Origin of the sequence: Streptomyces sp. NPDC005494 (genome assembly GCF_042872025.1) — a bacterium.
In the GTDB taxonomy this organism is placed as follows: domain Bacteria; phylum Actinomycetota; class Actinomycetes; order Streptomycetales; family Streptomycetaceae; genus Streptomyces.
The window spans coordinates 19,561-42,387 of sequence record NZ_JBIAJR010000015.1 but is presented as its reverse complement, the minus strand read 5'-3'; the positions used below and the strand labels follow the sequence as shown (position 1 = coordinate 42,387).

Genomic DNA, 22,827 nt, shown 5'->3' with positions numbered 1-22,827 from the left:
CGGCCCGGTCAGCCCGTCAGCCGGGCGAGCGCCCCGGCTGCCTCCTCCACCGTGTCGACGAGCGCGATACGCGCCTCCATCGCCCGGTCCGCCGCGAGTGCCCGCAGCAGCGGCCAGGCCGGGAGCTTCTCCGTCCAGTGCGCGCGGTTCACCAGCACCATCGGGGTGGGCGCGGAACGTGACTCGTAGTAGTTCGGCGTCGCGTTGTCGAAGATCTCCTGGACGGTCCCGGCCGCTCCGGGCAGGAAGATCACACCGGCGGTCGACCGGGCCAGCAGCCCGTCCTCGCGCACGGCGTTCGCGAAGTACTTGGCGATGTGGTCCGCGAAGGCGTTCGGCGGCTCGTGACCGTAGAACCAGGTGGGGATCGCGACCGAGGACCCGCCCTCCGGCCAGCGCTCCCGCACGGCGAAGGCGGCCGTCGCCCAGTCGGTGACCGACGGGCTGAACGAAGGTGCCGAAGCGAGGAGTTCGCAGGCCTTGAGCAGCATCGCGTCGGAGTGCGGGGCGGAGTACGCGCCCAGATTGGCGGCCTCCATCGCGCCGGGGCCACCACCCGTGGCGACCGTCAGGCCGCTGCGGGCGAGCTCCCTGCCCAGCGTCGCCGCGCCGCGGTACTCCTCGGAACCCCGGGCCATCGCGTGGCCTCCCATGACGCCCACCACCCGGGCCCCCGCCAGGTGTTCGTCCAGGGCGTCGGACACCGCGTCGTCGTGCAGCGCCCGCAGCATCGACGCGAACACGTCCCCGTTCGCCTTGGTCAGCTGGAACCAGCCGTAGGCCCGTGCGTCCGGCGTCGCCGCGTAACCGCCCTCGGCCAGACCCTCGTACAGGGCTTCGGGGCTGTAGAGCAGCCCGCGGTACGGGTCGAAGGGCAGACCGGGCACCGGGGGGAAGACGAAGGCCCCGTCCGCCCGTATCTTCGCGTCGGCGCGGGGCTCCATCCGGCAGCCGAGGAAGACGGCGCCCCGCGTCCCGGTCGTGAGCAGCGCCTCCGTGCGTCCCGTCAGATCGACGGACTGGACGCGATGGTCCGCCAGGCTTCCCGCCGCGACGGCCAGGTCGAATGCGGCGAGCGTCTCGATCTCGACGCCGGGTACGTAGGTGTTCTCGTCCGGATTCTCCACGCCGCCATGCTACGGACCGGCCCCGGCGCCAGGTGTCACTCCGTCAGGGGGAGCGCGGCCAGCCAGGCGATGGCCCAGGTCAGCGGAGCGAAGACGACCAGGAGCGTCACCGCGCGCAGAGCGGCGGCCGAGCGGAGCGCGGAGGCCGGAGCGCCCATCCGCAGCAAGGTCCTGGCCGTACGGACCCGTGCCTGCTTGGCCTCCAGGGCGGAGGTCAGCAGCGTCGCCGTGGTGCAGCCGAGGACGAGTACGGCGCCGAGCGCGGTGAGCGGGCCGAAGGGGCGCGGCTCGCCGGTGTACAGCACGGATGCGGCGATCACCCCGGACAGCACCGCGCAGACGATGCCGAGCGGGCGGCCGATCCTGGTCGCCTCGTCCATCAGGGCCCGGCCCGCGAGCAGCCGTACGGCCCCGGGGCGCACCGCCTGGAGCAGCCGCCCGCACAGATGGGTGAGGCCGGGGCCGGCCATGGCCAGGCCGATCGCGGTGAGCACCCAGCCCGCGAGCACGGCCGCCGGGGTGGAGTCCAGCCGCCCCGGCAGCGGGAAGGGACTGCCGCCCGAGCCGCGGCTCGTGTAGGCCTCGACCGCGAGTCCGGCCGCGGTCAGCGCGACCCCCCAGGGAAGCCCCGTCGGCGCCGGGGCGGGTGTGAGGTCGTCCTCGGCCTCCTGGGCCTCGGACGGTGCGACCGGCCTGGAGCGCAGCGCCAGCCCGCCGGCGGCCGACGCGGCCAGCGGTACCAGGGCCAGCAGCGTGAGCGCGGCGCCGAGGGGCAGCGGGGTGCCGGCCCCCAGGAACTCCGCCGCACCTCCGTCGAACGGCAGCCCGGTCAGGTCACCGCGCAGATGGAGGAAGAACAGCAGCGCCACCACCGAGCCGAGCGTGGTGGACACCGCGGTCGAGATCGCCGCGAGCACGGCGAGCCGGTTGGGGCCGAGCCCGGCGGCGAAGAGGCCGGGCCGGGGCCGGGTGCTCGGGTCCGTGCGCGCGACCGCCACCGCGAACTGCACGGTCGCGGCCAGCGGGACGACGCACCAGAGCAGCCTCAGCACGGAGCCGGAGGAGTGTGCCGGGTGCCCCGACGCGTATCCCAGGGTGCACAGGAGCAGGAAGCCGACCCCCGCGGACGCGGCGGCGAGGAGCAGCCGCCGCACCAGGACCAAGGGGTGCGAACCGCGGGTCAGACGGAGAGCGAGCACGCCGAGCGGCCTTCCGTATCGGACGCGGCGGGCAGGGAGACGGTGTTGACGCGGCGGCCGTCCAGCAGCGAGATCACACGGTCCGCGAGGGAGGCGACTTCCGGGTCGTGGGTGGCGAGGACGACCGTGATGCCGTGGGAGCGTGCCGCCGTCGTCAGGGTCCGCAGGAGCTGGGCGCGCTCGGCGCTGTGCAGCGAGGCGGTCGGCTCGTCCGCGAAGATCACGGACGGGGAGGAGGCCAGCGCGCGGGCCACGGAGATCCGCTGCCGCTGCGCCTGGAGGAGGGTGTGCGGCTTCTTCCTGGCGAGCGGGCCGATGTCCAGGCGCTCCAGCCACTCGGTGGCGGCCTTCTTCGCCACCCGGTGCGAGACCCCCCGCAGCAGCAGCGGCAGGGCGGCGTTCTCCCAGGTGTTGAGCTCCGGCACGAGCTGCGGTTCGGCGGCGATCCAGCCGAATCTGTCGCGGCGCAGCTGCTCGCGCAGCCGGGGGCCCATGGTGTGCACGGGCACGCTGTTGAACCAGACCTCACCCTGCTCGGGCACCAGCTGTCCGGAGAGGCAGTGCAGCAGCGTCGTCTTCCCTGACCCCCGGGGGCCGGTCACGGCGAGGACCTCGCCGTCCCGGACGCCGAGCGAGACACCGCCGAGCCCCGGGGAGCCGTTGTGGGAGTGGTGCAGGGAACGTGCCCAGATCACGTCGTTGTCGGGCGGGGCCACCATGGCGTACACCTCGGTTCGGATCAGATCTCCTGTCCCCCGTACGGGGGAACGAATACAACGAGAAAAAGGCCGATCGGTCACTCGGCACGCTAGGCAGCCGGACCGGGGTGTCGGGACAGTACGCGGCCCGGATGCCCCCCTTCTCACTCGAACGGGTGCATCCGGGCCGTGTGGACCGTATGAAATGACTGCCGCGTGTATCGGGGGCGGCAGGTCGGCGTGCGGGTCAGAGCTTGGTCCAGGCCTCCGTCAGCACGCTCCGCAGGATGCCCTCGATCTCGTCGAAGGTCGACTGGTCGGAGATCAGCGGCGGCGCGAGCTGCACGACCGGGTCGCCCCGGTCGTCGGCCCGGCAGTAGAGGCCGTTCTCGTACAGCGCCTTGGAGAGGAAGCCGTAGAGGACGCGCTCGGTCTCCTCGTCGGTGAAGGTCTCCTTGGTGACCTTGTCCTTCACCAGCTCGATGCCGTAGAAGAAGCCGTTGCCGCGGACGTCGCCGACGATCGGCAGGTCGTGCAGCTTCTGGAGCGTCGTCAGGAAGGCGTTCTCGTTGTCCAGGACGTGCTGGTTGAGGCCCTCGCGCTCGAAGATGTCGAGGTTGGCGAGGCCGACCGCGGCGGAGACGGGGTGCCCGCCGAAGGTGTAGCCGTGCAGGAAGGTGTTGTCACCCTGGTAGAACGGCTCCGCCAGCCGGTCGGAGATGATGCAGGCGCCTATCGGGGAGTAGCCCGAGGTCATGCCCTTCGCGCAGGTGATCATGTCCGGCACGTAGCCGAACTTGTCGCACGCGAACATCGTGCCGAGGCGGCCGAACGCGCAGATGACCTCGTCGGAGACGAGCAGCACGTCGTACTGGTCGCAGATCTCGCGCACGCGCTGGAAGTACCCGGGCGGCGGCGGGAAGCAGCCGCCAGCGTTCTGCACGGGCTCCAGGAAGACCGCGGCGACGGTGTCCGGGCCCTCGAAGAGGATCTGCTGCTCGATCTGGTCGGCTGCCCAGCGGCCGAAGGCCTCCGGGTCGTCGCCGAACAGGGGCGCACGGTAGATGTTCGTGTTCGGCACCTTGTGGGCGCCGGGGACCAGCGGCTCGAACGGCGCCTTGAGCGCGGGCAGTCCGGTGATCGACAGGGCGCCCTGCGGGGTGCCGTGGTAGGCGACCGCGCGCGAGATGACCTTGTACTTGGTCGGCTTGCCCTTGAGCTTGAAGTACTGCTTGGCCAGCTTCCAGGCCGTCTCGACGGCCTCACCGCCGCCCGTGGTGAAGAAGACCTTGTTGAGGTCGCCCGGGGCGTAGTCCGCGAGCCGCTCGGCCAGTTCCACGGCCTTGGGGTGCGCGTAGGACCACACGGGGAAGAAGCCGAGCTCCTGCCCCTGCTTGTACGCCGTCTCGGCGAGCTCGTGACGGCCGTGCCCGGCGTTGACCACGAACAGGCCGGAGAGGCCGTCGAGGTAACGCTTGCCCTTGTCGTCGTAGATGTAGGTGCCTTCGCCACGCACGATGGTGGGAACGGGCGCGTTCTCGTAGTCCGACATGCGGGTGAAGTGCATCCACAGGTGGTCGTACGCGGTTCGGCTGAGGTCCTTGCTCACGGCTATCGGGTTCCCCACATGTAGGTCTGCTTCTTGAGCTTGAGGTAGACGAAGCTCTCGGTGGAGCGCACGCCGGGTATGGCCCGGATGCGTTTGTTGATCGTCTCCAGCAGGTGGTCGTCGTCCTCGCAGACGATCTCCACCATGAGGTCGAAGGAGCCCGCGGTCATCACCACGTACTCGCACTCGGCCATGGCCGACAGGGCCTCGGCCACGGGGTCGAGGTCGCCCTCGACGTTGATCCCGACCATCGCCTGGCGCCGCAGCCCCACGGTGAGCGGGTCCGTGACGGCGACGATCTGCATCACGCCCTGGTCCAGCAGCTTCTGGACGCGCTGGCGTACGGCCGCCTCGGACAGACCCACGGCCTTGCCGATCGCGGCGTACGGCCTGCGCCCGTCCTCCTGGAGCTGCTCGATGATTGCGAGGGACACGGCATCGACCGCTGGTGCCGATCCGTTCCCGGTCCTGGAGTCTGCGCTGCGACTGGCCACGCAGCCACTGTGCACTGCGGGTCGTCTGTCTGGCAAGCCCGAACCGATGAAATTCGTTGTCTGGGTCGCCGAAACGCACTGAATCCGAAGTTCTCGGCGGTTGGGTATGTCGAAAGCGTCACCTGACCGTCTAGGCTGGACGTCTCACCCATCGGACAGTGACAGGAGGGGTGGCTGTGACCACCGAGGTGCGCCGTCTGCGCAACTACATCAACGGAGAGTTCCGGGACGCCGCGGACGGGCGGACCATCGACGTGGTCAACCCGGTGACCGAAGAGGTCTACGCGACCTCCCCGCTCTCCGGGCAGGCCGACGTCGACGCCGCCATGGACGCCGCGGCCGCGGCATTCCCCGCCTGGCGTGACGTGACTCCGGCCGAGCGCCAGAAGGCCCTGCTGAAGATCGCGGACGCCTTCGAGGAGCGGTCCGAGGACCTCGTCGCGGCCGAGTCGGAGAACACCGGCAAACCGCTGGAGCTCACCCGTACCGAAGAGATCCCGCCGATGGTGGACCAGATCCGCTTCTTCGCGGGCGCCGCCCGGCTGCTCGAAGGCCGCTCGGCCGGCGAGTACATGGAGGGCCTCACCTCCATCGTCCGCCGCGAGCCGGTGGGCGTCTGCGCCCAGGTCGCGCCGTGGAACTACCCGATGATGATGGCCGTGTGGAAGTTCGCCCCGGCGCTCGCCGCGGGCAACACCGTGGTCATCAAGCCGTCCGACACCACCCCGGCGTCGACGGTGCTGATCGCCGAGATCATCGGGCAGATCCTGCCCAAGGGCGTCTTCAACGTCGTCTGCGGCGACCGGGAGACCGGCCGCGCGATGGTCGAGCACCCGACCCCGGCGATGGCCTCCATCACCGGCTCCGTGCGGGCCGGGATGCAGGTCGCCGAGTCCGCCGCCAAGGACGTCAAGCGGGTCCACCTGGAGCTCGGCGGCAAGGCTCCCGTCGTCGTGTTCGAGGACACCGACATCGCGAAGGCCGTCGAGGGCATCTCCGTCGCGGGGTACTTCAACGCGGGCCAGGACTGTACGGCCGCGACCCGCGTCATGGTCCACGAATCCATCCACGACGAGTTCGTCACCGCGCTCGCCAAGGCGGCGGCGGACACGAAGACCGGCCTGCCGGACGACGAGGACGTGCTGTACGGCCCGCTCAACAACGCCAACCAGCTCGCGCAGGTCTCGGGATTCATCGAGCGGCTCCCCGCGCACGCCAAGGTCGAGGCGGGCGGCCACCGGGTCGGCGAGAAGGGCTACTTCTACGCCCCGACCGTCGTCTCCGGCCTCCGCCAGGACGACGAGATCATCCAGCACGAGGTCTTCGGGCCCGTCATCACCGTCCAGTCCTTCAGCGACGAGGCCCAGGCCGTGGAGTACGCCAACGGCGTGGAGTACGCCCTGGCCTCCTCCGTGTGGACCAAGGACCACGCGCGCGCGATGCGGATGTCCAAGAAGCTCGACTTCGGCTGCGTGTGGATCAACACCCACATCCCGCTCGTCGCCGAGATGCCACACGGCGGGTTCAAGAAGTCCGGCTACGGCAAGGACCTCTCCGCGTACGGCTTCGAGGACTACACCCGGATCAAGCACGTCATGACGTCGCTCGACGACTGACCCGCGCACGACGGTCGGTCCGCGTGGCGCGATCGGTCCTCGTACGGTGATCGGTTCGGGTGGAGCGATCGGTCCTCGTACGGCGGTGCGGCCGCCGTGAAGTGATCGAGCCAGGCGCGGCGTCCGACCCGCGTGCGGTGCCGACGACGGCCCCGGGCCCAGCCCGGGGCCGTTTCGCGTACCCCGGTTTTTGAACGTGTTCATGGCGAGCGTACTCTGCCGCCATGAGCGAGCGAGCCCTCTTGCGGCGCATACGCGTGTGGTTGGTCGTCTTCATCGTCTGTCTGGTGCTCAGCGGCCTCACCGCCTTCCCGCTGGTCACCGAACTCCGCTGGGCCGAGGACCTGCTGACCTCCTCCGCCTCTCCCGTCCCCGAGCACCTCCCGGCCCTGGCGGAGTGGATCGGCCGGGTACGGGCCGGCCTCGACGAGGCCGACACGAACCATCCCTTCGTCCTGTACGGCACCGACTGGCTGGCCTTCGCCCACCTCGTCATCGCGGTCGCCTTCTACGGCCCCTACCGCGACCCGGTCCGCAACATCTGGGTGATCGAGTTCGGCATGATCGCCTGCGTGGGGATCATCCCGCTCGCTCTGATCTGCGGGCCGATCCGGGACATCCCCTTCTGGTGGACCGTGATCGACATGTCCTTCGGAGTGTTCGGGATCATCCCGCTGCTCGTGGTCCACCGCATGATCAAGCGACTGGAGGCGGCGACCACGACGGCGACCGCGGCGGCGCCCGCGGTGCCGGCGTGACACTCAGCCCGCCTCCGGGGCCCCGAAGGCCGCCACCACGATGTCCATCGCCGTGGCGTTCGTGTCCCGGCCCTTCGCGTCGGTGGAATTGACGCTGTACACCAGAGTTCTGGAGAGGTCCCGGGTGGCCGCCACCAGCGCGTTGTAGCCCCATCGGCCGCCCGTCTTGCCCCACACCTCACGCCCGCCCAGGGTCATCACACTCAGCCCCGCGCTGTACTGGGCGGGCCCACCCGTCCGGTACGTACGCACCGAGGTGTCCGGCAGCGTGAACATCTCCTCCAGCAGCGGACCGCGGACGACCTTCCCCGCGAACAGCGCCCGGGTGAAGCGCTCCAGATCCGCCGTGGTCGAGATGATGTCCCCGGCGGCCCAGGCATCGGTCACGCCCCACACCGTCACGTCCCGCAGCTCCGTACCACCGCCCGGGGTGGTGAAGAGCTGGTACCCGCGGTTGTGCGGCCCCCGGATCTCCGGGTCGGTGCCGGGGAACGACGTGGAGCGCAGCCCCAGCGGGCGCAGGATGCGCTCGCCCACCTGGTGGGCGTAGGAGTCGCCGGTCACCTTCTCGACGAGCAGCCCCAGCACCGTGTAGTTGATGTTGAGGTAGTGCTGGCTGCGGCCGGGCGTGAACTCCGGGGCCTGCGCCATCGCCGAGGCGGCCATCTCGTGCGGTGAGTGCAGGTCGAAGCGGTGGGCGTACGCCTCCTCCAGGGTGTCACCGAACCCCGGCGCCGCGGGTATGCCGCTGGTGTGGTCGAGCAACTGCCGCACGGTGACCTCGCCGTACGACGGCGGGACCAGCTCCGGGAGGTAGTGCCGCGCGGTCCTGTCGAGGTCGAGCTTGCGCTCGCCCACCAGCTGCAGAGCCGTGGCAGCGGTGAAGACCTTGGTGACCGACCCGGCCCGGAAGCGCCCGGCCGGATCGGCGGGACGGCCGGAGGCCAGATCACGCACGCCGGAGCTCCCCCTCCAGCTGCCGTCGGTGCCGCTCACCCGGACGAGCGCCGCGGTGGCGTCGTCGGCGGGCAGCCCGGAGATCGCCGCTCTCAGGGCGGTCGCGTCAGCCTCGGGGACGGCATGCCCGCCCACGGGCAGCGGTGCGGCGGGGACGTGTGCGAGCGCGGCCGGCGCGGCGGAGGCGCCCGCGAGCGCGGCCGGGGCGGTGGGGACGTGTGCGAGGGCGGCCGGTGCGGCGGGCCCCGCCGCGATGCCGAGGACGAGTGCCGCGGCCAGGAGGGTGCGGGCGCGTGCGTTCATCAGGTTCCTCCGGGAGGTGAAGTCCGTAACTTCTCGATGACTCCATCCTGTTGATCCGCAGGCGCCGGCGGATCACCCGAGCGAGGGGTCGTGCGGGGGAGTTCCCCTCACTCGCGCGAGGGAGGCGGGAGCAGCCCCTCCCTCGGGCGAGGGAGCGACGAGTCCCGTTTCGTAGGCGCAGATGACGGCCTGGATGCGGTCCCGCAGGCCCAGTTTGGAGAGCACGTTGCCCACATGGGTCTTCACCGTGTGCTCGCTGAGCACCAGTGCCGCGGCGATCTCCGCGTTGGACAGCCCGCGCGCCAGGTGCAGAAGAGTCTCCCGTTCGCGCGCGGTGAGCACGTCCAGCCGGGCGGGCTCCGGCGCGTGCCGGTGCGCGGCGGTCCGCGCGGTGTACTCGGCGATGAGCCGGCGCGCCACCGACGGTGCCACCAGGGAGTCGCCGGCCGCCACCACCCGCACCGCGTGCACCAGGTCGTCCCTCCGGACGTCCTTCAGCAGGAAGCCGCTCGCGCCCGCGTGCAACGCCTCGTACACGTACTCGTCCGCGTCGAAGGTCGTCAGCATGACCGTGCGGCAGCCGCCCTCGGCGGTGATCGCCCGGCACGCCTCGATGCCGTCCATGACGGGCATCCTGATGTCCAGCAGGGCCACGTCGGGCCGCAGCGCGCGCACCGCGCCGAGAGCCTGCGCGCCGTCCCCCGCCTCGGCGAGCACCTCGATGTCCGGCTGGGCGTCCAGGATCATCGCGAAGCCGCTCCGCACCAGTTCCTGGTCGTCGGCCACCACCACCCGTATCGTCAACTCCCCACCCCCTCAGGGGAGGTTACAAGGGGGAGCGTGGCGAACACCTGGAACCCCCGGCCCCCGGGGCCCGGTCCGGCCGTGGCCCTTCCGCCGTGCGCGGCGGCCCGTTCCCGGATGCCCACGAGCCCCAGCCCGGTGGTGGCGCCTGGCCCGCGCCCGTCGTCCGTGACGGTCACGGTCAGTTCCGCCGGCGCGTGGGCCAGTTCCACCGTCACACGGTTCGCGCGGGCGTGTCTGACGACGTTCGTCAGGGCCTCCTGCACGATCCGGTAGACCGTGGCCCCGGTCGCCGCCGGCAGCGGCCGCGGCAGGCCCGTCACCGCGTACGTGACCTCCAGCCCGCCCGACCGCACCCGGTCCAGCAGGGCCGGAAGATCCGCCGGCGAGGGCTGCGGGGCGCGCGGCGACGGAGTGTCCCCGGGGGCGTCCTCCCGCAGCACCCCCAGCATCCGGCGCAGCTGCACCATCGCGTCCCTGCCGGTCTCCGATATGGCGTCGAAGGCCGCCTCGGCGCGTTCTGGCGCCGTGCGCACGGCCACCGGGCCGGCCTCCGCCTGCACGATCATCAGGCTCACCGCGTGGGAGAGGATGTCGTGCATCTCGCGGGCGATCCTGGCCCGTTCCCCGGCCGCGGCCCGCTCCGCCTCGATCCGGTGCGTCACCTCCAGCTGACGGGCCCGGTCCTCCATCGCCCGGATGTAGGCCTTGCGGGTGTGGGTGAACCGCCCGAAGGCGTACGCCGCCGCGAACACGAAGAGCGAGAACAGCAACTCCCGGGCCTCGCCCGTGTTCCACGCCACCGACGGGAACACCGCCGCCAGCACCAGCACGGCGACCGCCAGCCGTTGCCGGGAAGCGGACAGTTCGGCCACCGTGTAGAACGCGACGAGACCGGTGTACGGCAGCGGCTGCCCCGGACCGTCCACGGTGAACCTGTACAGGGCGCCCGCGGCGAGTACCGCGATCAGCACGGCGACCGGTGCCCGCCGGCGGGCCACCAGCGGCACCACGGTCAAGGTCGTCAGCCCGTAGGCCGCCCACGTGGCCGGCGGCAGGTCCGCCGACCGGGGGACCACGAACGGCATGGTCACCGCGGCCTGCACCAGCAGTGCGATCAGGAGATCGCCGGCCCACGACTCACGAGCGGACCGCAGCGCCCACGGTCTCGGCGTTCGGGCGCCCCTCATCAGGGTTTCCGGCCCACCGCGCCGAACTGGGCGACCTCGGGGATCCGCGCCGACGAGGCCGCCCGCCAGCGGGAGCAGGACACGATGCCCGGCTCCAGCACGGTCAGACCGTCGAGGAACGAGGCGAACTCCGAGCGGCTGCGCGCGGTGATCGGCGGGGTGGCGTTCTTGTTCCAGAAGGCCATCGCCGCCTCGTTGCCCTCGCCGCCCAGCTCCAGCGTGGGATGGGTGAGCACCAGGTGGCTGCCGGAGGGCAGCGCGTCCATCAGCGTCCGCACGATGCTCCGCGCCTCGTCCGTGTCGAGCACGAAGTTGAGGATGCCGAGCATCATCACCGCGACCGGGCGCCGGAGGTCCAGGGTCCCCTCGGCGGCCCGCAGGATGCGCAGCGGGTCCCGGGCGTCCGCGTCGACGTACTCGGTCGCGCCCTCCGGCGAACTGGTGAGAAGGGAGCGCGCGTGCGCCAGCACGATCGGGTCGTTGTCGACGTAGACGACGCGCGCGTCGGGGGCGGTGTGCTGGGCGACCTCATGGGTGTTGTCCGCACTCGGCAGCCCGGTGCCTATGTCCAGGAACTGGCCGATGCCGGCGTCCCCGGCCAGATGGCGCACCACCCGCCCCAGGAACGCCCGGTCGGCACGCGCCACTTCGCCGATGCTCGGGTACATGCCGGTGACCCTGTCGCCGACCACGCGGTCCACGGGATAGTGGTCCTCGCCTCCCAGCCAGTAGTTCCACACGCGGGCGTTGTGGGCGATGTCGGCACGGACACGGGCGGGTACGGTGCGAGGGCCTGGCTCGGGCACGTCAGCTCCTGGAGTCACGGACGGTACGGAACGCCCATGATGCCGGACCGATCAAGAGGCGCCGGACGGGGACGACTTGGCCAGTTCCGCCCTGAGCGCGTCGATCCTGTTCGTGGTGATCGAGTCGACGCCGTACGCCAGCAGCCGGCGCATCGTGCGGCGGGTGTCGGCGGTCCAGGCGGAGACCAGCAGCCCGTCGGCGTGGTTGCGGGCGGCCAGCTCCCGGCTCAGCAGCCCGAAGCGGTAGTTGAGCCAGCGGGGACGCACCGCTTCGAGCAGGACGGCACGCGGCGGCGCGAGCGTCGTCCACGTCAGCGCGATCTCCGCGGACGGGTCCGCGGCGCGCACCCGCAGCATCGCCTCGGTGTTCGCGCAGTAGTAGACGCGGTCGGCCGCCCCGCTCTCCCGCACCACGCCGACGACCTCCCGCACCCCCGCCCCGGTGGCGCCGGGCAGGTCGATCATGATCCGCCGGTCGCCGACGGCGGACAGGGCCTCGCGCAGGGTCGGGACCCCGCCGCCGGTCCGCTCCGTCAGCTCCCGGTGGCCGAGGCGGTCGACGCGGACGTCGTGGCCCCAGAGGCGTTCCAGGGTCGCGTCGTGCAGCAGGACGGGAACCTTGTCACGAGTGACACGGACGTCGATCTCGACCGCGTCCGCCCCCCGTGCGACGGCGGACCTGATCGAGGGGAGCGTGTTCTCGCGGGCACGGTAGGGATCGCCGCGGTGGGCCACGGCGGTGACGTCGGTGATCATGGGGCCATTGTGACCGCGAGGGCTCACCGGCCGGGGGCACTCAGCCAGTTCGTTGTGTACGTGTCGATCTCGGCTGCCAGCGTCCGCTTCCCGGCCGGGTCGAGATAGGACGCCTCCACCGCGTTCTTCGCCAGGGCCGCGAGGCCGATCTCGTCCAGGCCGAGCAGCCGGGCCGCCACCGCGTACTCGTTGTTGAGGTCGGTGCCGAACATCGGCGGGTCGTCGCTGTTGACGGTGACCAGCACACCCGCCTCGACCATCTCCTTGATCGGGTGCCGGTCCAGGTCGGCGACCGCGCGGGTGGCGATGTTCGACGTCGGGCACACCTCCAGGGCGATGCGGTGCTCGGCGAGATGGGCCAGCAGCTTCGGGTCCTGCGTGGAACTGGTGCCGTGCCCGATGCGCTCGGCGCGCAGGGCGGTGAGCGCGTCCCAGACGGTCTGCGGGCCCGTGGTCTCCCCGGCGTGCGGGACGGAGTGCAGGCCCTCGGCGATCGCCCGGTCGAAGAACGGCTTGAACTGCGGGCGGTCCACGCCCACCTCGGGTCCGCCGAGACCGAAGGAGACCAGCCCCTCGGGCCGGAGATCGACGGCGAGCCGGGTCGTCTCCTCGGCGGCCTCCAGGCCTGCCTCGCCGGGGATGTCGAAGCACCAGCGCAGTACGACACCGAGCTCGGTCTCGGCCGCCCTGCGGGCGTCCTCGATGGCCTCCATGAAGCCCTGCTCCGGGATGCCCCGCCGCGTCGAGCTGAAGGGGGTGACGGTCAGCTCCGCGTACCGGATGTTCTGCCGGGCCATGTCCCGTGCGACTTCGAAGGTCAGCAGCCGGACGTCCTCGGGGGTGCGGATCAGGTCCACCACCGAGAGGTAGACATCGATGAAGTGCCCGAAGTCGGTGAAGGTGAAGAAGTCCGACAGCGCCTCGGGGTCGGTGGGGACCTTGGAGTCGGGGTGGTGGGCCGCGAGTTCGGCCACGATGCGCGGCGAGGCGGAACCCACGTGATGGACGTGGAGCTCGGCCTTGGGCAGCCCCGCGATGAAGGGGTGCAGATCGTTCATCGGATTCTCCCGGATCTCTGTTCTGGGCCGGGCGGACCGGCTGCACGGATCATCGTAGGCCGGGGTCCGGGGCCTGATGCCGCGCCGTAGCATGGCTGGACCACGATGGGGGAGGCCCATGTCAGACAACACACCGCAGCCCGGTGGCGAGGGCGTGCCGCGCGATCCGTGGGCACCGCCGGACAGCCGCGTCGATCTGGGCAAGCAGCCCGCTGACGCCGGACCGCCCGCCGTGCACAACCAGCCCACGGTCACGTCCATGCCGAGCCCGGACCCGAGGGGCGGGCACATACCCGCACCGCCCGGAAGCTTCGGCCCCGCAGCCCCGCAGCCCGGCGTCCCCGCGCCGCCGGTGGCGCCGAACGGACCGGGCCAGGCCGGCCAGTACGGCTACCCGGACCCTGCCGCCCCGCCGTCCGCGGCGTACGCCTACCCCTCTCCGGCGCCGCCGTCCGGGGCGTACGGCTACCCGGGCTACCCCGGTTACGCGGGCCAGCCGGCCTGGGGTCCGGCGCCCTCGAACGGCCTCGGGGTCGCCGCGCTGGTGCTCGGCATCATCGCCGTGGCCGGGTTCTGCATGTGGGGGCTCGGCATCATCCTGGGCATCCTCGCCCTGATCTTCGGCGTCATCGGCCGCGGCCGCGCCAAGCGGGGTGAGGCGACCAACGGGGGGATGGCGCTCGCCGGGATCATCCTGGGGTCGATCGCGATCGTCGTCAGCGCGGTCTTCCTCGGGTTCATGATCTGGGCCATCGCCAACGAGGACTCGGGCAGCGAGTACGACTACGAGTACGACGACCCCTACGCCACGTCGCTGGTGCTCGGCTCCTCACGCTGACCCACGGCGGACCGGCGCGTGTGGCCGGTCCGGGGGCGCCCCCTCCCGGACCGGCCACAGCCCGTTTCACCCGGCGCGCAGCAGCGCACGCGCCTCCATGAGCGCGAAGCCCAGCAGGTTCAGCCCCCGCCAGGAGGCCGGTGTCAGGGCGCGCGGATCGTCCTCGGCGAGTCCGATGCCCCATATCCGGTCCATCGGACTGGCCTCCACGAGCACCCGGTCGCCGGTGCCCAGCAGATACGCCAGCAGGGCCGGGTCCTGGCCGAACTTGTGGACGCTGCCCGTGACGACCAGGGCGAACCGCTCCCGCTCCCACACGGCGTCGTCGAATCCCCTGACCAGCCGCCCGGCCTTCTTCGCCTCCGCCGGGCTGCGCGCCGCCACCGCCGCGGCCTCCGCCTCCGGGTCGCCGAAGAGCCGTGCCTTGCCGGCCATCATCCAGTGCTCCGCCGTCGCATAGGTCACCGTGTCGACGGTGAAGGGCGCCGGCCACCACTGACTGAGGCAGCTCTTCCCGAGCACGCCGTCCGTGCGGGCCCGATGCCCCCAGAACGGCAGGTACTTCACACGCTCCCCGCCGGCCACCCGCGCCTCGAGGGCGTCACGGTGCACGCAATCCCGTTCCATGGCAGCCGAGTCTGGCATCCGCCACTGACAGGAGGTACAGGGATTTCCGTGTGCACGAGACACATCGTCGACAGATTCCGTCGCGTAACCAAAAGGAAACAACGGAATCACTTGTTGGTGGAGGTCACCTCTGTCAGGATCGGCACTCAATTCGACAAGAAGCTACGCCGCCCCTGGTCACGGGGGTGGCGGAGGAGAGCGTCATGGACAACGGCTTCCAGATGCGGGAGCGCTTCGCGGCGGGTGCGCAGTACATCGGTGGCCGGCTGCGCCCGGGCACCTCCGGGCGCCACCAGGAGGTGGTCGACCCCGCGACGGGCGAGACGGTCCTGCGTTACGAACTGGCCGGCACCGAGGAGGTCGACGCGGCCGTCGCCGCCGCGCGTGAGGCGTTCCCCGGCTGGTCGGGGCTCACCCCGGGCGAACGCTCCCAGGCGCTGCACCGCTTCGCCGCCGTACTGGACGGGCAGGCCGGGGATCTCGCGTACGCCGAGTCCCTGCAGTGCGGCAAGCCGCTCAAGCTCTCCACCGAGTTCGACGTCCCCGGCACGGTCGACAACACCTCGTTCTTCGCGGGCGCCGCACGGCACCTCGAAGGGAAGTCGGCCGCCGAGTACAGCGGTGACCACACCTCCTACGTACGCCGCGAGGCCCTCGGGGTCATCGGCTCCGTCGCACCCTGGAACTACCCGCTCCAGATGGCCGCCTGGAAGATCCTCCCGGCCGTCGCCGCGGGCAACACCATCGTGCTGAAGCCCGCCGAGATCACCCCGCTGACCTCGCTGATGTTCGCCCAGGCGGCCACCGAGGCCGGCATCCCGGACGGCGTGATCAACATCGTCTCCGGTGCCGGCCGGGACGCGGGTGAGCACCTCGTCGCACACCCCGACGTCGTGATGACCTCCTTCACCGGTTCCACCGCGGTCGGCAGGCGCGTCGCCGAGCTCGCCACCTCCACCGTGAAGCGCCTGCACCTGGAACTCGGCGGCAAGGCCCCCTTCCTCGTGTTCGACGACGCGGATCTCGACGCCGCCGTCCAGGGAGCGGTCGCCGCCTCCCTCATCAACACCGGCCAGGACTGCACGGCCGCCACCCGCGCCTACGTGCAGCGCCCCCTCCACGACGCCTTCGTCAGCCGGGTGGCCGCACTGATGGAGAGCGTGCGGCTGGGAGACCCCTTCGACCCGGCGACCGACCTCGGGCCGCTGATCAGCCGTCAGCAGCGCGACCGCGTGGCCGGATTCGTCGACCGCGCCCGCGCCTACGCCACGGTCGTCACCGGCGGCGAGGCTCCCGGCGGCGCCCTGGCCGGCGGGGCCTACTACCGGCCGACCCTGATCACGGGCGCCCCCCAGGACAGCGAGATCGTCAGCGCGGAGATCTTCGGCCCCGTCCTGGTCGTGCTGCCCTTCGACACCGACGACGAGGGCATCGCCCTCGCCAACGACACCCCGTACGGACTGGCCGCCTCCGCCTGGAGCACCGGCCTGTACCGGGCCAACCGCGCCACCCGTGAGCTCAGGGCGGGCTGCGTGTGGATCAACGACCACATCCCGATCATCAGCGAGATGCCGCACGGCGGTTACCGGGCCAGCGGTTTCGGCAAGGACATGTCGTCGTACTCCTTCGAGGAGTACACGCAGGTCAAGCACGTCATGTACGACAACACCGCGGTAGCCGCGAAGGACTGGCACCGCACCGTCTTCGGGGACCGATAGCAGCGGCCGCCGCACGGCGGCCCCACCCACCCGGAAGGGCCCACGCGTATGGAGCAGTACGAGCCCGAGCGCCTCTCGGCGCCCCAACTGGCCGCCATGAGGCGCAGCCTCAGCAACGGCAGGGGCGCCCTCACCCGCCGTTCCCTCCTCCGGGCGTCGGGCATGGGCGCCCTCACGCTCGGCGGCCTCGGGGCGCTGAGCGCGTGCGGCATCCCGCCCGCGAAGCGGGACGGGGACACCGCGGAGTCCGACGACCACTCGGCGACGGAGAAGCAGGTCAACTTCTCCAACTGGACCGAGTACATGGATGTCGGCGAGGACGAGAAGAGCCGTCCGACGCTGGAGGCGTTCACGAAACGCACCGGCATCAAGGTCAAGTACACCGAGGACATCAACGACAACGTCGAGTTCTTCGGGAAGATCAAGCCGCAGCTTGCCGCGGGCCAGGACACCGGGCGCGACCTCATCATCGTGACGGACTGGCTCGCCGCGCGGATCATCCGGCTCGGCTGGGCGCAGAAGCTCGACCACGCGAACCTGCCGCACGCCTTCGCGAACCTCTCCGCCCAGTTCCGTACGCCCGACTGGGACCCGGGACGCGCCTACTCCTACCCGTGGACCGGCATCCCGACCGTCATCGCCTACAACGAGAAGGCGACAGGCGGGCGGAAGGTCGACTCCATCACCCAGCTGCTGGACGACCCCAAGCTCAAGGGCAAGGTCTCCTTCCTCTCCGAGATGCGCGACTCGGTCGGCATGACGCTCCTGGACATGGGCAAGGACCCCGGTTCGTTCGACGACGCCGACTTCGACGCGGCCATCGGCCGGATGCAGAAGGGTGTGGACACGAAGCAGATACGCCGCTTCACCGGCAACGACTACACGGCGGACCTGAGCAAGGGCGACATCGCGGCCTGTGTGGCCTGGGCGGGCGACATCATCCAGCTCCAGGCGGACAACCCGGCCATCAAGTTCACCATCCCCGCCGCCGGTTACATCACCTCCAGCGACAACATGCTGGTCCCGGCGAAGGCACGGCACAAGACGAACGCCGAGAAGCTCATGGACTACTACTACGAGCTCCCCGTGGCCGCCCAGCTGGCCGCGTACATCAACTACGTCTGCCCGGTGGACGGGGTCGCCGGTGAACTCGCGAAGATCGACGAGTCCATGGCGTCCAACACGCTGATCCTCCCCGACAAGGCGATGGCCGCGAAGTCGCGGGCCTTCCGCTCCCTCAGCTCCGAGGAGGAGACGGCGTACGAGGAGAAGTTCGCCGCGCTCATCGGTGCCTGACCGGCCCGTCCCCCGCCCGATCTCCTCCGACACCACCGGGACCGCGACCCATGACACAGCAGCAGACAGAGGGCGGCGACGTCCGTCTCACCGGGATCAGCAAGACCTACGGCTCCTTCACCGCAGTGCACCCCCTCGACCTGACCGTCCCGCAGGGCTCCTTCTTCGCGCTGCTCGGCGCGTCCGGATGCGGCAAGACCACCACGCTGCGGATGATCGCGGGCCTGGAGGACGCCACCACCGGCACGGTCTCGCTCGGCGGCCGTGACATCACGGACCTGCCCCCGTACAAACGGCCCGTCAACACCGTCTTCCAGAGCTACGCGCTCTTCCCGCACCTCGACGTCTTCGAGAACATCGCCTTCGGCCTGCGCAGGCGCGGCATCAAGTCCGTGAAGAAGCAGGTCGGGGAGATGCTGGAGCTCGTCCAGCTCGGCGACTTCGCCCACCGCAAACCCCACCGGCTCTCCGGCGGCCAGCAGCAGCGCGTCGCCGTGGCCCGCGCGCTCATCAACCACCCCCAGGTGCTCCTGCTCGACGAGCCCCTCGGCGCGCTCGACCTCAAGCTGCGCCGCCAGATGCAGCTCGAACTCAAGCGCATCCAGACCGAGGTCGGCATCACGTTCGTCCACGTCACCCACGACCAGGAGGAGGCCATGACCATGGCCGACACCGTCGCGGTGATGAACGGCGGCCGGGTCGAACAGCTCGGCGCCCCCGCCGATCTGTACGAGAACCCGCGAACCACCTTCGTGGCCAACTTCCTCGGCACCTCCAACCTCATCGAGGGCGAGATAGTCTCCGCCGGCGCCGATGTCGTCGTCGCGGCCGGCGGCGGGAAGCTCCGCCTGCCCGGAGCCCGGTGCACGTCCCCGGCGTCCGGCGGCGGGAAGCTGCTCGTCGGTGTGCGGCCCGAGAAGATCTCGCTCGCCCACGCCGAGGACGCTGCCGCGATACCCGACGGCCGCAACCGTGTCACCGGGCGCATCACCGACTCCAGCTTCATCGGAGTCTCCACCCAGTACGTCGTCGAGAGCCCTGCCGGGACGGCGCTCCAGGTCTACGAGCAGAACGTCGAGCGCGACAGCCGGCTCGTCCCCGGCGCCGAGGTCGTCCTGCACTGGAACCCCGAGCACACCTTCGGGCTCGACGCGGCCCAGGACATCAGCGCCGGTGCCGAGAGCCTGGAGGACGCGGCGTGAGCGTCACCGAGGCGCCACCGGCGCACCCCGCAGAAGCCGAGGTCCGCAAGCCGTCCGCCCGCAGACGGCTCGTCCCCTACTGGCTGCTGCTCCCCGGCATCCTGTGGCTGCTCGTCTTCTTCGCGCTGCCGATGGTCTACCAGGCCTCCACCTCCGTGCAGACCGGGTCCCTGGAGAAGGGCTTCGAGGTCACCTGGCACTTCAGGACCTACTGGGACGCGCTCGCCGACTACTACCCGCAGTTCGTCAGGTCGCTGCTGTACGCGGGTACCGCCACGCTCCTGTGCCTGCTGCTCGGCTACCCGCTCGCCTACTTGATCGCCTTCAAGGCCGGACGGTGGCGCAACCTGGTGCTGGTGCTGGTCGTCGCGCCGTTCTTCACCAGCTTCCTCATCCGGACGCTGGCCTGGAAGACGATCCTGGCCGACGGCGGCGCGGTCGTCGAGGTGCTGAACAGCCTGCACGTCCTGGACGTCACCGGCTGGCTCGGCTGGACCGAGAACAACCGGGTGCTGGCCACTCCGATGGCCGTCGTCTGCGGCCTGACGTACAACTTCCTGCCCTTCATGATCCTGCCGCTCTACACCTCGCTGGAGCGGATCGACGGCCGGCTGCACGAGGCCGCGGGCGACCTCTACGCCACGCCCGCCACCACCTTCCGCAAGGTCACGCTGCCGCTCTCCATGCCCGGGGTCGTCTCCGGCACCCTGCTGACGTTCATCCCCGCGAGCGGCGACTACGTCAACGCGGAACTCCTCGGCTCCACCGACACCAAGATGGTGGGCAGCGTCATCCAGACCCAGTTCCTGCGGGTCCTGGACTACCCGACCGCCGCGGCACTCTCGTTCATCCTCATGGCGGTCGTCCTGCTCGTGGTCACCGTCTACATCCGCCGCTCCGGGACGGAGGACCTGGTCTGATGTCCGTACTCCGTCTCATCCGCCGGAACCTGGTCGTGATCGCGGGTCTGCTGACTCTCGCCTACATGATCCTTCCGAACGTCGTCGTCATGGTCTTCTCCTTCAACCGGCCCAACGGGCGCTTCAACTACGCCTGGCAGGACTTCTCCCTCGACGCCTGGAAGGACCCCTGCGGCGCCGCGGACCTCTGCGGCTCGCTCTCGCTCTCCCTGAAGATCGCCTTCTGGGCGACAGCCGGCGCCACCGTGCTCGGCACGATGATCGCCTTCGCGCTGGTCCGCTACCGCTTCCGGGCGCGTGGCGCGATCAACTCGCTGATCTTCCTGCCGATGGCCATGCCCGAGGTCGTCATGGCCGCCTCGCTGCTGACGCTCTTCCTCAACATGGGGGCCGAGCTCGGCTTCTGGACCGTCCTCATCGCCCACATCATGTTCTGCCTCAGCTTCGTGGTGACCGCGGTCAAGGCACGCGTGATGTCGATGGACCCGCGACTGGAGGAGGCGGCCCGCGACCTCTACGCGGGGCCGGTGCAGACCTTCCTCCGGGTGACCCTCCCGATCGCCGCACCCGGGATCGCGGCGGGAGCGCTGCTTGCCTTCGCGCTCTCCTTCGACGACTTCATCATCACCAACTTCAACGCGGGCTCCACCGTGACCTTCCCCATGTACGTCTGGGGATCGGCCCAGCGAGGGACGCCCGTGCAGATCAACGTCATCGGTACGGCCATGTTCGTCATCGCCGTGGCGGTGGTCCTCACCGGACAGCTCATCGCGAACCGGCGGAAGAGCAACGCGGGAAAGTAGAACCCGAAGGAGTTGGAAACCATGGCCCCGGACGCCATGCGTACTGCCGCACACTCACTCTCCGACGCACGTCCCCTCTCCTACTGGCTCGACGACCCGGGAAAGCCGGAGGCCCTTCCCGCGCTGACCGGCGACGAGCGGTGCGACCTGCTGGTCGTCGGCGGCGGCTACAGCGGACTGTGGACCGCCCTGCTCGCCAAGGAACGCGATCCCGGGCGGGACGTCGTCCTCGTCGAGGGGAACGAGGTGGGCTGGGCAGCCTCGGGCCGCAACGGCGGATTCTGCGCCGCGTCACTGACACACGGCCTGGCCAACGGCCTGGAGCGCTGGCCCGGCGAGATCGGGAAGCTGGAGGAGCTGGGCGCGCGGAACCTCGACGCCATCGAGGCCGCCGTCGGCCGCCACTCCCTCGACTGCGACTTCGAGCGCACCGGCGAGATCGACGTGGCCACGGCCCCCCACCAGCTCGAAGAGCTGCGGGGATGGCATCGCAGGACCGAGGAACTGGGCTTCACCGGACTGGAGTTCCTGGACCGGGACCAGGTGCGGGCGGAAGTGGATTCGCCGACGTTCCTCGGAGGCCTCCTCGACCGGCGCGGCGTCGCCATGCTGCATCCGGCGAAACTCGCCTGGGGCCTGAAGAAGGCCTGCCTCACCCTCGGTGTACGGATCCACGAGCACACCAGGGCACTCGAACTCGCCCGGTCGGGGGCCGGTATGGCGGTGCGTACGCCGTACGGCCGGATCTTCGCCCGGGACGTCGCCCTCGCCACGAACATCTTCCCCTCGCTGGTGAGACGGGTACGCCCGTACACGGTGCCGGTGTACGACTACGCCCTGATGACCGAGCCGCTCAGCCCCGGCCGGCTCGCCTCGCTGGGCTGGCGCGGAAGACAGGGGCTGGGGGACAGCGCCAACCAGTTCCACTACTTCCGGCTCTCCGCCGACAACCGCGTCCTGTGGGGCGGATACGACGCGATCTATCCCTACGGCGGGCGGCTGGACCCCTCCCTGGACCAGCGGCCCGAGACCTTCCTGAAACTCGCCGGGCAGTTCTTCGAATGCTTCCCCCAGCTGACGGGGGTGCGCTTCACCCATGCCTGGGGCGGCGCGATCGACACCTGCTCGCGCTTCTCCGCCTTCTTCGGCACGGCCCATCGCGGGCGGGTCGCCTACGCCGCCGGCTACACCGGCCTGGGGGTCGGGGCGACACGCTTCGGCGCGGATGTGATGCTCGACCTGCTTTCGGGCCGCGAGACCGAGCGCACCGCGCTGCGGATGGTCCGCTCGAAGCCGCTGCCCTTCCCGCCCGAACCTTTCGCGTGGGCCGGGATCGAGCTCACCAAGAGGTCCCTCGCCCGCGCCGACAGCAACGGCGGGCACCGCAACATCTGGCTGCGCACCATGGACCGGCTGGGGCTCGGTTTCGACAGCTGAGCCGGGAGTGACCCAGCTCACCACCGATCGGTGGCCGAACCCGCGTCATGATCCGGGCCGGGCCCTCTCTCTCCCCGTGCACGCACCGGCAGGACCCTGCCGGTGCCCACGGGGAGAAGGAGGACGTCCATGGCAGGCACGGGGGCGAAAGCCGCGGTCGCGTGGCTCGCATCGGTGGCACCGCATCCGGGTGCCTGCCGGAGGGAATGGGAGCGCGACCCCCAGGGGATGGCGCTCCTCCCCGCCGGGAAGCGCTGGGACGTACTCGTCGTCCCGGGCGAGCTGGGCCATCCCACGCTCGACGTGCTCACCCGTCTCGTCGACCGGCCGGGCCCCGTTCTCGCCGACTTCGGCGATCACCGCATGGGCTTCTTCGTGCCGCCGGGGACGGCGGCCCGCTGGATCGGGACAGGCATCCGCGGCATCGGCGAGGGGACGTGGATCGTCGTGCCCCGGCCCGGCAGCACGGTGGGCGGGGTGCGGTGGCTGATCCTGCCGGACGGATCGGGCACGCTCACCGATCCGGCGCTCCTGGAGCTCGCCCTGCACGAGGCAGCCGCCGCCCGCGGGGCGCGCGGCGGGGAGGGGTGAGGCACTGCCAGAGGTCTTGA

22 protein-coding genes are annotated in these 22,827 nt (G+C 70.8%); 10 read left to right on the top strand and 12 right to left on the bottom strand.

Annotated features, from left to right (window positions below; genetic code table 11):
* Positions 1 to 8 precede the first annotated feature (8 nt).
* The 5 genes from ACFYQ6_RS32465 to ACFYQ6_RS32445 form a co-directional block, all read right to left on the bottom strand.
* The gene (locus ACFYQ6_RS32465; RefSeq protein ID WP_388766433.1) at positions 9 to 1,127 is read right to left on the bottom strand and encodes an LOG family protein; all 1,119 of its coding nucleotides are present in this window, start codon (positions 1,125 to 1,127) and stop codon (positions 9 to 11) included.
* A 35-nt stretch (positions 1,128 to 1,162) separates the two neighbouring features.
* Positions 1,163 to 2,326 carry a hypothetical protein gene (locus ACFYQ6_RS32460; protein WP_361583655.1) on the bottom strand — a complete coding sequence of 388 codons (1,164 nt, stop codon included), beginning with the start codon at positions 2,324 to 2,326 and terminating at the stop codon, positions 1,163 to 1,165.
* On the bottom strand, positions 2,308 to 3,045 hold the full coding sequence (locus ACFYQ6_RS32455) for an ABC transporter ATP-binding protein (RefSeq protein WP_388766430.1): 738 nt from the start codon (positions 3,043 to 3,045) through the stop codon (positions 2,308 to 2,310). The genes ACFYQ6_RS32460 and ACFYQ6_RS32455 overlap by 19 nt, the downstream gene beginning before the upstream one ends.
* A 226-nt stretch (positions 3,046 to 3,271) precedes the next feature.
* A complete protein-coding gene (locus ACFYQ6_RS32450; protein WP_361583660.1) occupies positions 3,272 to 4,651 on the bottom strand; it encodes an aspartate aminotransferase family protein in 1,380 nt (459 codons plus the stop codon).
* Entirely contained in the window at positions 4,636 to 5,142 is a 507-nt protein-coding gene (locus tag ACFYQ6_RS32445; RefSeq protein ID WP_145810919.1) for an Lrp/AsnC family transcriptional regulator, read from the bottom strand. Before ACFYQ6_RS32445 ends, ACFYQ6_RS32450 begins: the two co-directional genes overlap by 16 nt.
* A 161-nt stretch (positions 5,143 to 5,303) precedes the next feature.
* On the opposite strand from ACFYQ6_RS32445, the gene ACFYQ6_RS32440 reads away from it, so the two are divergent.
* Both ACFYQ6_RS32440 and ACFYQ6_RS32435 read left to right on the top strand, forming a co-directional pair.
* Positions 5,304 to 6,743, top strand: a complete 1,440-nt coding sequence (locus tag ACFYQ6_RS32440; protein WP_361583663.1) for a gamma-aminobutyraldehyde dehydrogenase — start codon at positions 5,304 to 5,306, stop codon at positions 6,741 to 6,743.
* A 224-nt stretch (positions 6,744 to 6,967) separates the two neighbouring features.
* Positions 6,968 to 7,501, top strand: a complete 534-nt coding sequence (locus ACFYQ6_RS32435) for a hypothetical protein (RefSeq protein ID WP_361583665.1) — start codon at positions 6,968 to 6,970, stop codon at positions 7,499 to 7,501.
* Positions 7,502 to 7,504: 3 nt separating this feature from the next.
* Here ACFYQ6_RS32435 and ACFYQ6_RS32430 read toward each other — a convergent pair whose 3' ends face one another.
* The 6 genes from ACFYQ6_RS32430 to ACFYQ6_RS32405 all read right to left on the bottom strand — a co-directional run bounded on the left by ACFYQ6_RS32430 (position 7,505) and on the right by ACFYQ6_RS32405 (position 13,375).
* On the bottom strand, positions 7,505 to 8,761 hold the full coding sequence (locus ACFYQ6_RS32430; RefSeq protein WP_361583667.1) for a serine hydrolase domain-containing protein: 1,257 nt from the start codon (positions 8,759 to 8,761) through the stop codon (positions 7,505 to 7,507).
* A gap of 72 nt (positions 8,762 to 8,833) precedes the next feature.
* Positions 8,834 to 9,565 (bottom strand): response regulator transcription factor, encoded by a 732-nt coding sequence (locus ACFYQ6_RS32425; RefSeq protein ID WP_361583669.1) that lies wholly within the window; start codon positions 9,563 to 9,565, stop codon positions 8,834 to 8,836.
* Positions 9,562 to 10,755 (bottom strand): sensor histidine kinase, encoded by a 1,194-nt coding sequence (locus ACFYQ6_RS32420; RefSeq protein WP_388766427.1) that lies wholly within the window; start codon positions 10,753 to 10,755, stop codon positions 9,562 to 9,564. Before ACFYQ6_RS32420 ends, ACFYQ6_RS32425 begins: the two co-directional genes overlap by 4 nt.
* Positions 10,755 to 11,561, bottom strand: a complete 807-nt coding sequence (locus ACFYQ6_RS32415) for an SAM-dependent methyltransferase (RefSeq protein ID WP_361583672.1) — start codon at positions 11,559 to 11,561, stop codon at positions 10,755 to 10,757. Before ACFYQ6_RS32415 ends, ACFYQ6_RS32420 begins: the two co-directional genes overlap by 1 nt.
* Before the next feature lie 51 nt (positions 11,562 to 11,612).
* Positions 11,613 to 12,317, bottom strand: a complete 705-nt coding sequence (locus ACFYQ6_RS32410) for a glycerophosphodiester phosphodiesterase (protein WP_361583675.1) — start codon at positions 12,315 to 12,317, stop codon at positions 11,613 to 11,615.
* A gap of 23 nt (positions 12,318 to 12,340) precedes the next feature.
* Positions 12,341 to 13,375, bottom strand: a complete 1,035-nt coding sequence (locus ACFYQ6_RS32405; protein WP_388766424.1) for an adenosine deaminase — start codon at positions 13,373 to 13,375, stop codon at positions 12,341 to 12,343.
* 118 nt (positions 13,376 to 13,493) lie between these two features.
* On the opposite strand from ACFYQ6_RS32405, the gene ACFYQ6_RS32400 reads away from it, so the two are divergent.
* Positions 13,494 to 14,213: a DUF4190 domain-containing protein gene (locus ACFYQ6_RS32400; protein WP_361583680.1), complete on the top strand. Its 720-nt coding sequence runs from the start codon at positions 13,494 to 13,496 to the stop codon at positions 14,211 to 14,213.
* Between the two features lie 66 nt (positions 14,214 to 14,279).
* Here the strand turns inward: ACFYQ6_RS32400 and ACFYQ6_RS32395 are convergent, their stop codons facing one another.
* A complete protein-coding gene (locus tag ACFYQ6_RS32395) occupies positions 14,280 to 14,840 on the bottom strand; it encodes an NADAR family protein (protein WP_388766422.1) in 561 nt (186 codons plus the stop codon).
* Between the two features lie 203 nt (positions 14,841 to 15,043).
* Between ACFYQ6_RS32395 and ACFYQ6_RS32390 the strand changes: the two genes are divergently transcribed.
* From ACFYQ6_RS32390 to ACFYQ6_RS32360, 7 genes are all read left to right on the top strand, one after another.
* Positions 15,044 to 16,558, top strand: coding sequence for a gamma-aminobutyraldehyde dehydrogenase (locus tag ACFYQ6_RS32390; protein ID WP_388766420.1), 1,515 nt, complete (start codon positions 15,044 to 15,046; stop codon positions 16,556 to 16,558).
* A gap of 48 nt (positions 16,559 to 16,606) precedes the next feature.
* The gene (locus tag ACFYQ6_RS32385; protein WP_361583688.1) at positions 16,607 to 17,854 is read left to right on the top strand and encodes a spermidine/putrescine ABC transporter substrate-binding protein; all 1,248 of its coding nucleotides are present in this window, start codon (positions 16,607 to 16,609) and stop codon (positions 17,852 to 17,854) included.
* A gap of 50 nt (positions 17,855 to 17,904) precedes the next feature.
* Entirely contained in the window at positions 17,905 to 19,056 is a 1,152-nt protein-coding gene (locus ACFYQ6_RS32380) for an ABC transporter ATP-binding protein (protein WP_361583691.1), read from the top strand.
* Positions 19,053 to 19,976: an ABC transporter permease gene (locus ACFYQ6_RS32375; RefSeq protein ID WP_361583694.1), complete on the top strand. Its 924-nt coding sequence runs from the start codon at positions 19,053 to 19,055 to the stop codon at positions 19,974 to 19,976. Before ACFYQ6_RS32380 ends, ACFYQ6_RS32375 begins: the two co-directional genes overlap by 4 nt.
* Positions 19,976 to 20,779, top strand: coding sequence for an ABC transporter permease (locus ACFYQ6_RS32370; protein WP_361583697.1), 804 nt, complete (start codon positions 19,976 to 19,978; stop codon positions 20,777 to 20,779). The genes ACFYQ6_RS32375 and ACFYQ6_RS32370 overlap by 1 nt, the downstream gene beginning before the upstream one ends.
* A 21-nt stretch (positions 20,780 to 20,800) precedes the next feature.
* Positions 20,801 to 22,216: an NAD(P)/FAD-dependent oxidoreductase gene (locus ACFYQ6_RS32365; RefSeq protein WP_388766416.1), complete on the top strand. Its 1,416-nt coding sequence runs from the start codon at positions 20,801 to 20,803 to the stop codon at positions 22,214 to 22,216.
* Between the two features lie 129 nt (positions 22,217 to 22,345).
* The gene (locus tag ACFYQ6_RS32360; RefSeq protein WP_361583703.1) at positions 22,346 to 22,807 is read left to right on the top strand and encodes a hypothetical protein; all 462 of its coding nucleotides are present in this window, start codon (positions 22,346 to 22,348) and stop codon (positions 22,805 to 22,807) included.
* Positions 22,808 to 22,827: the final 20 nt, after the last annotated feature.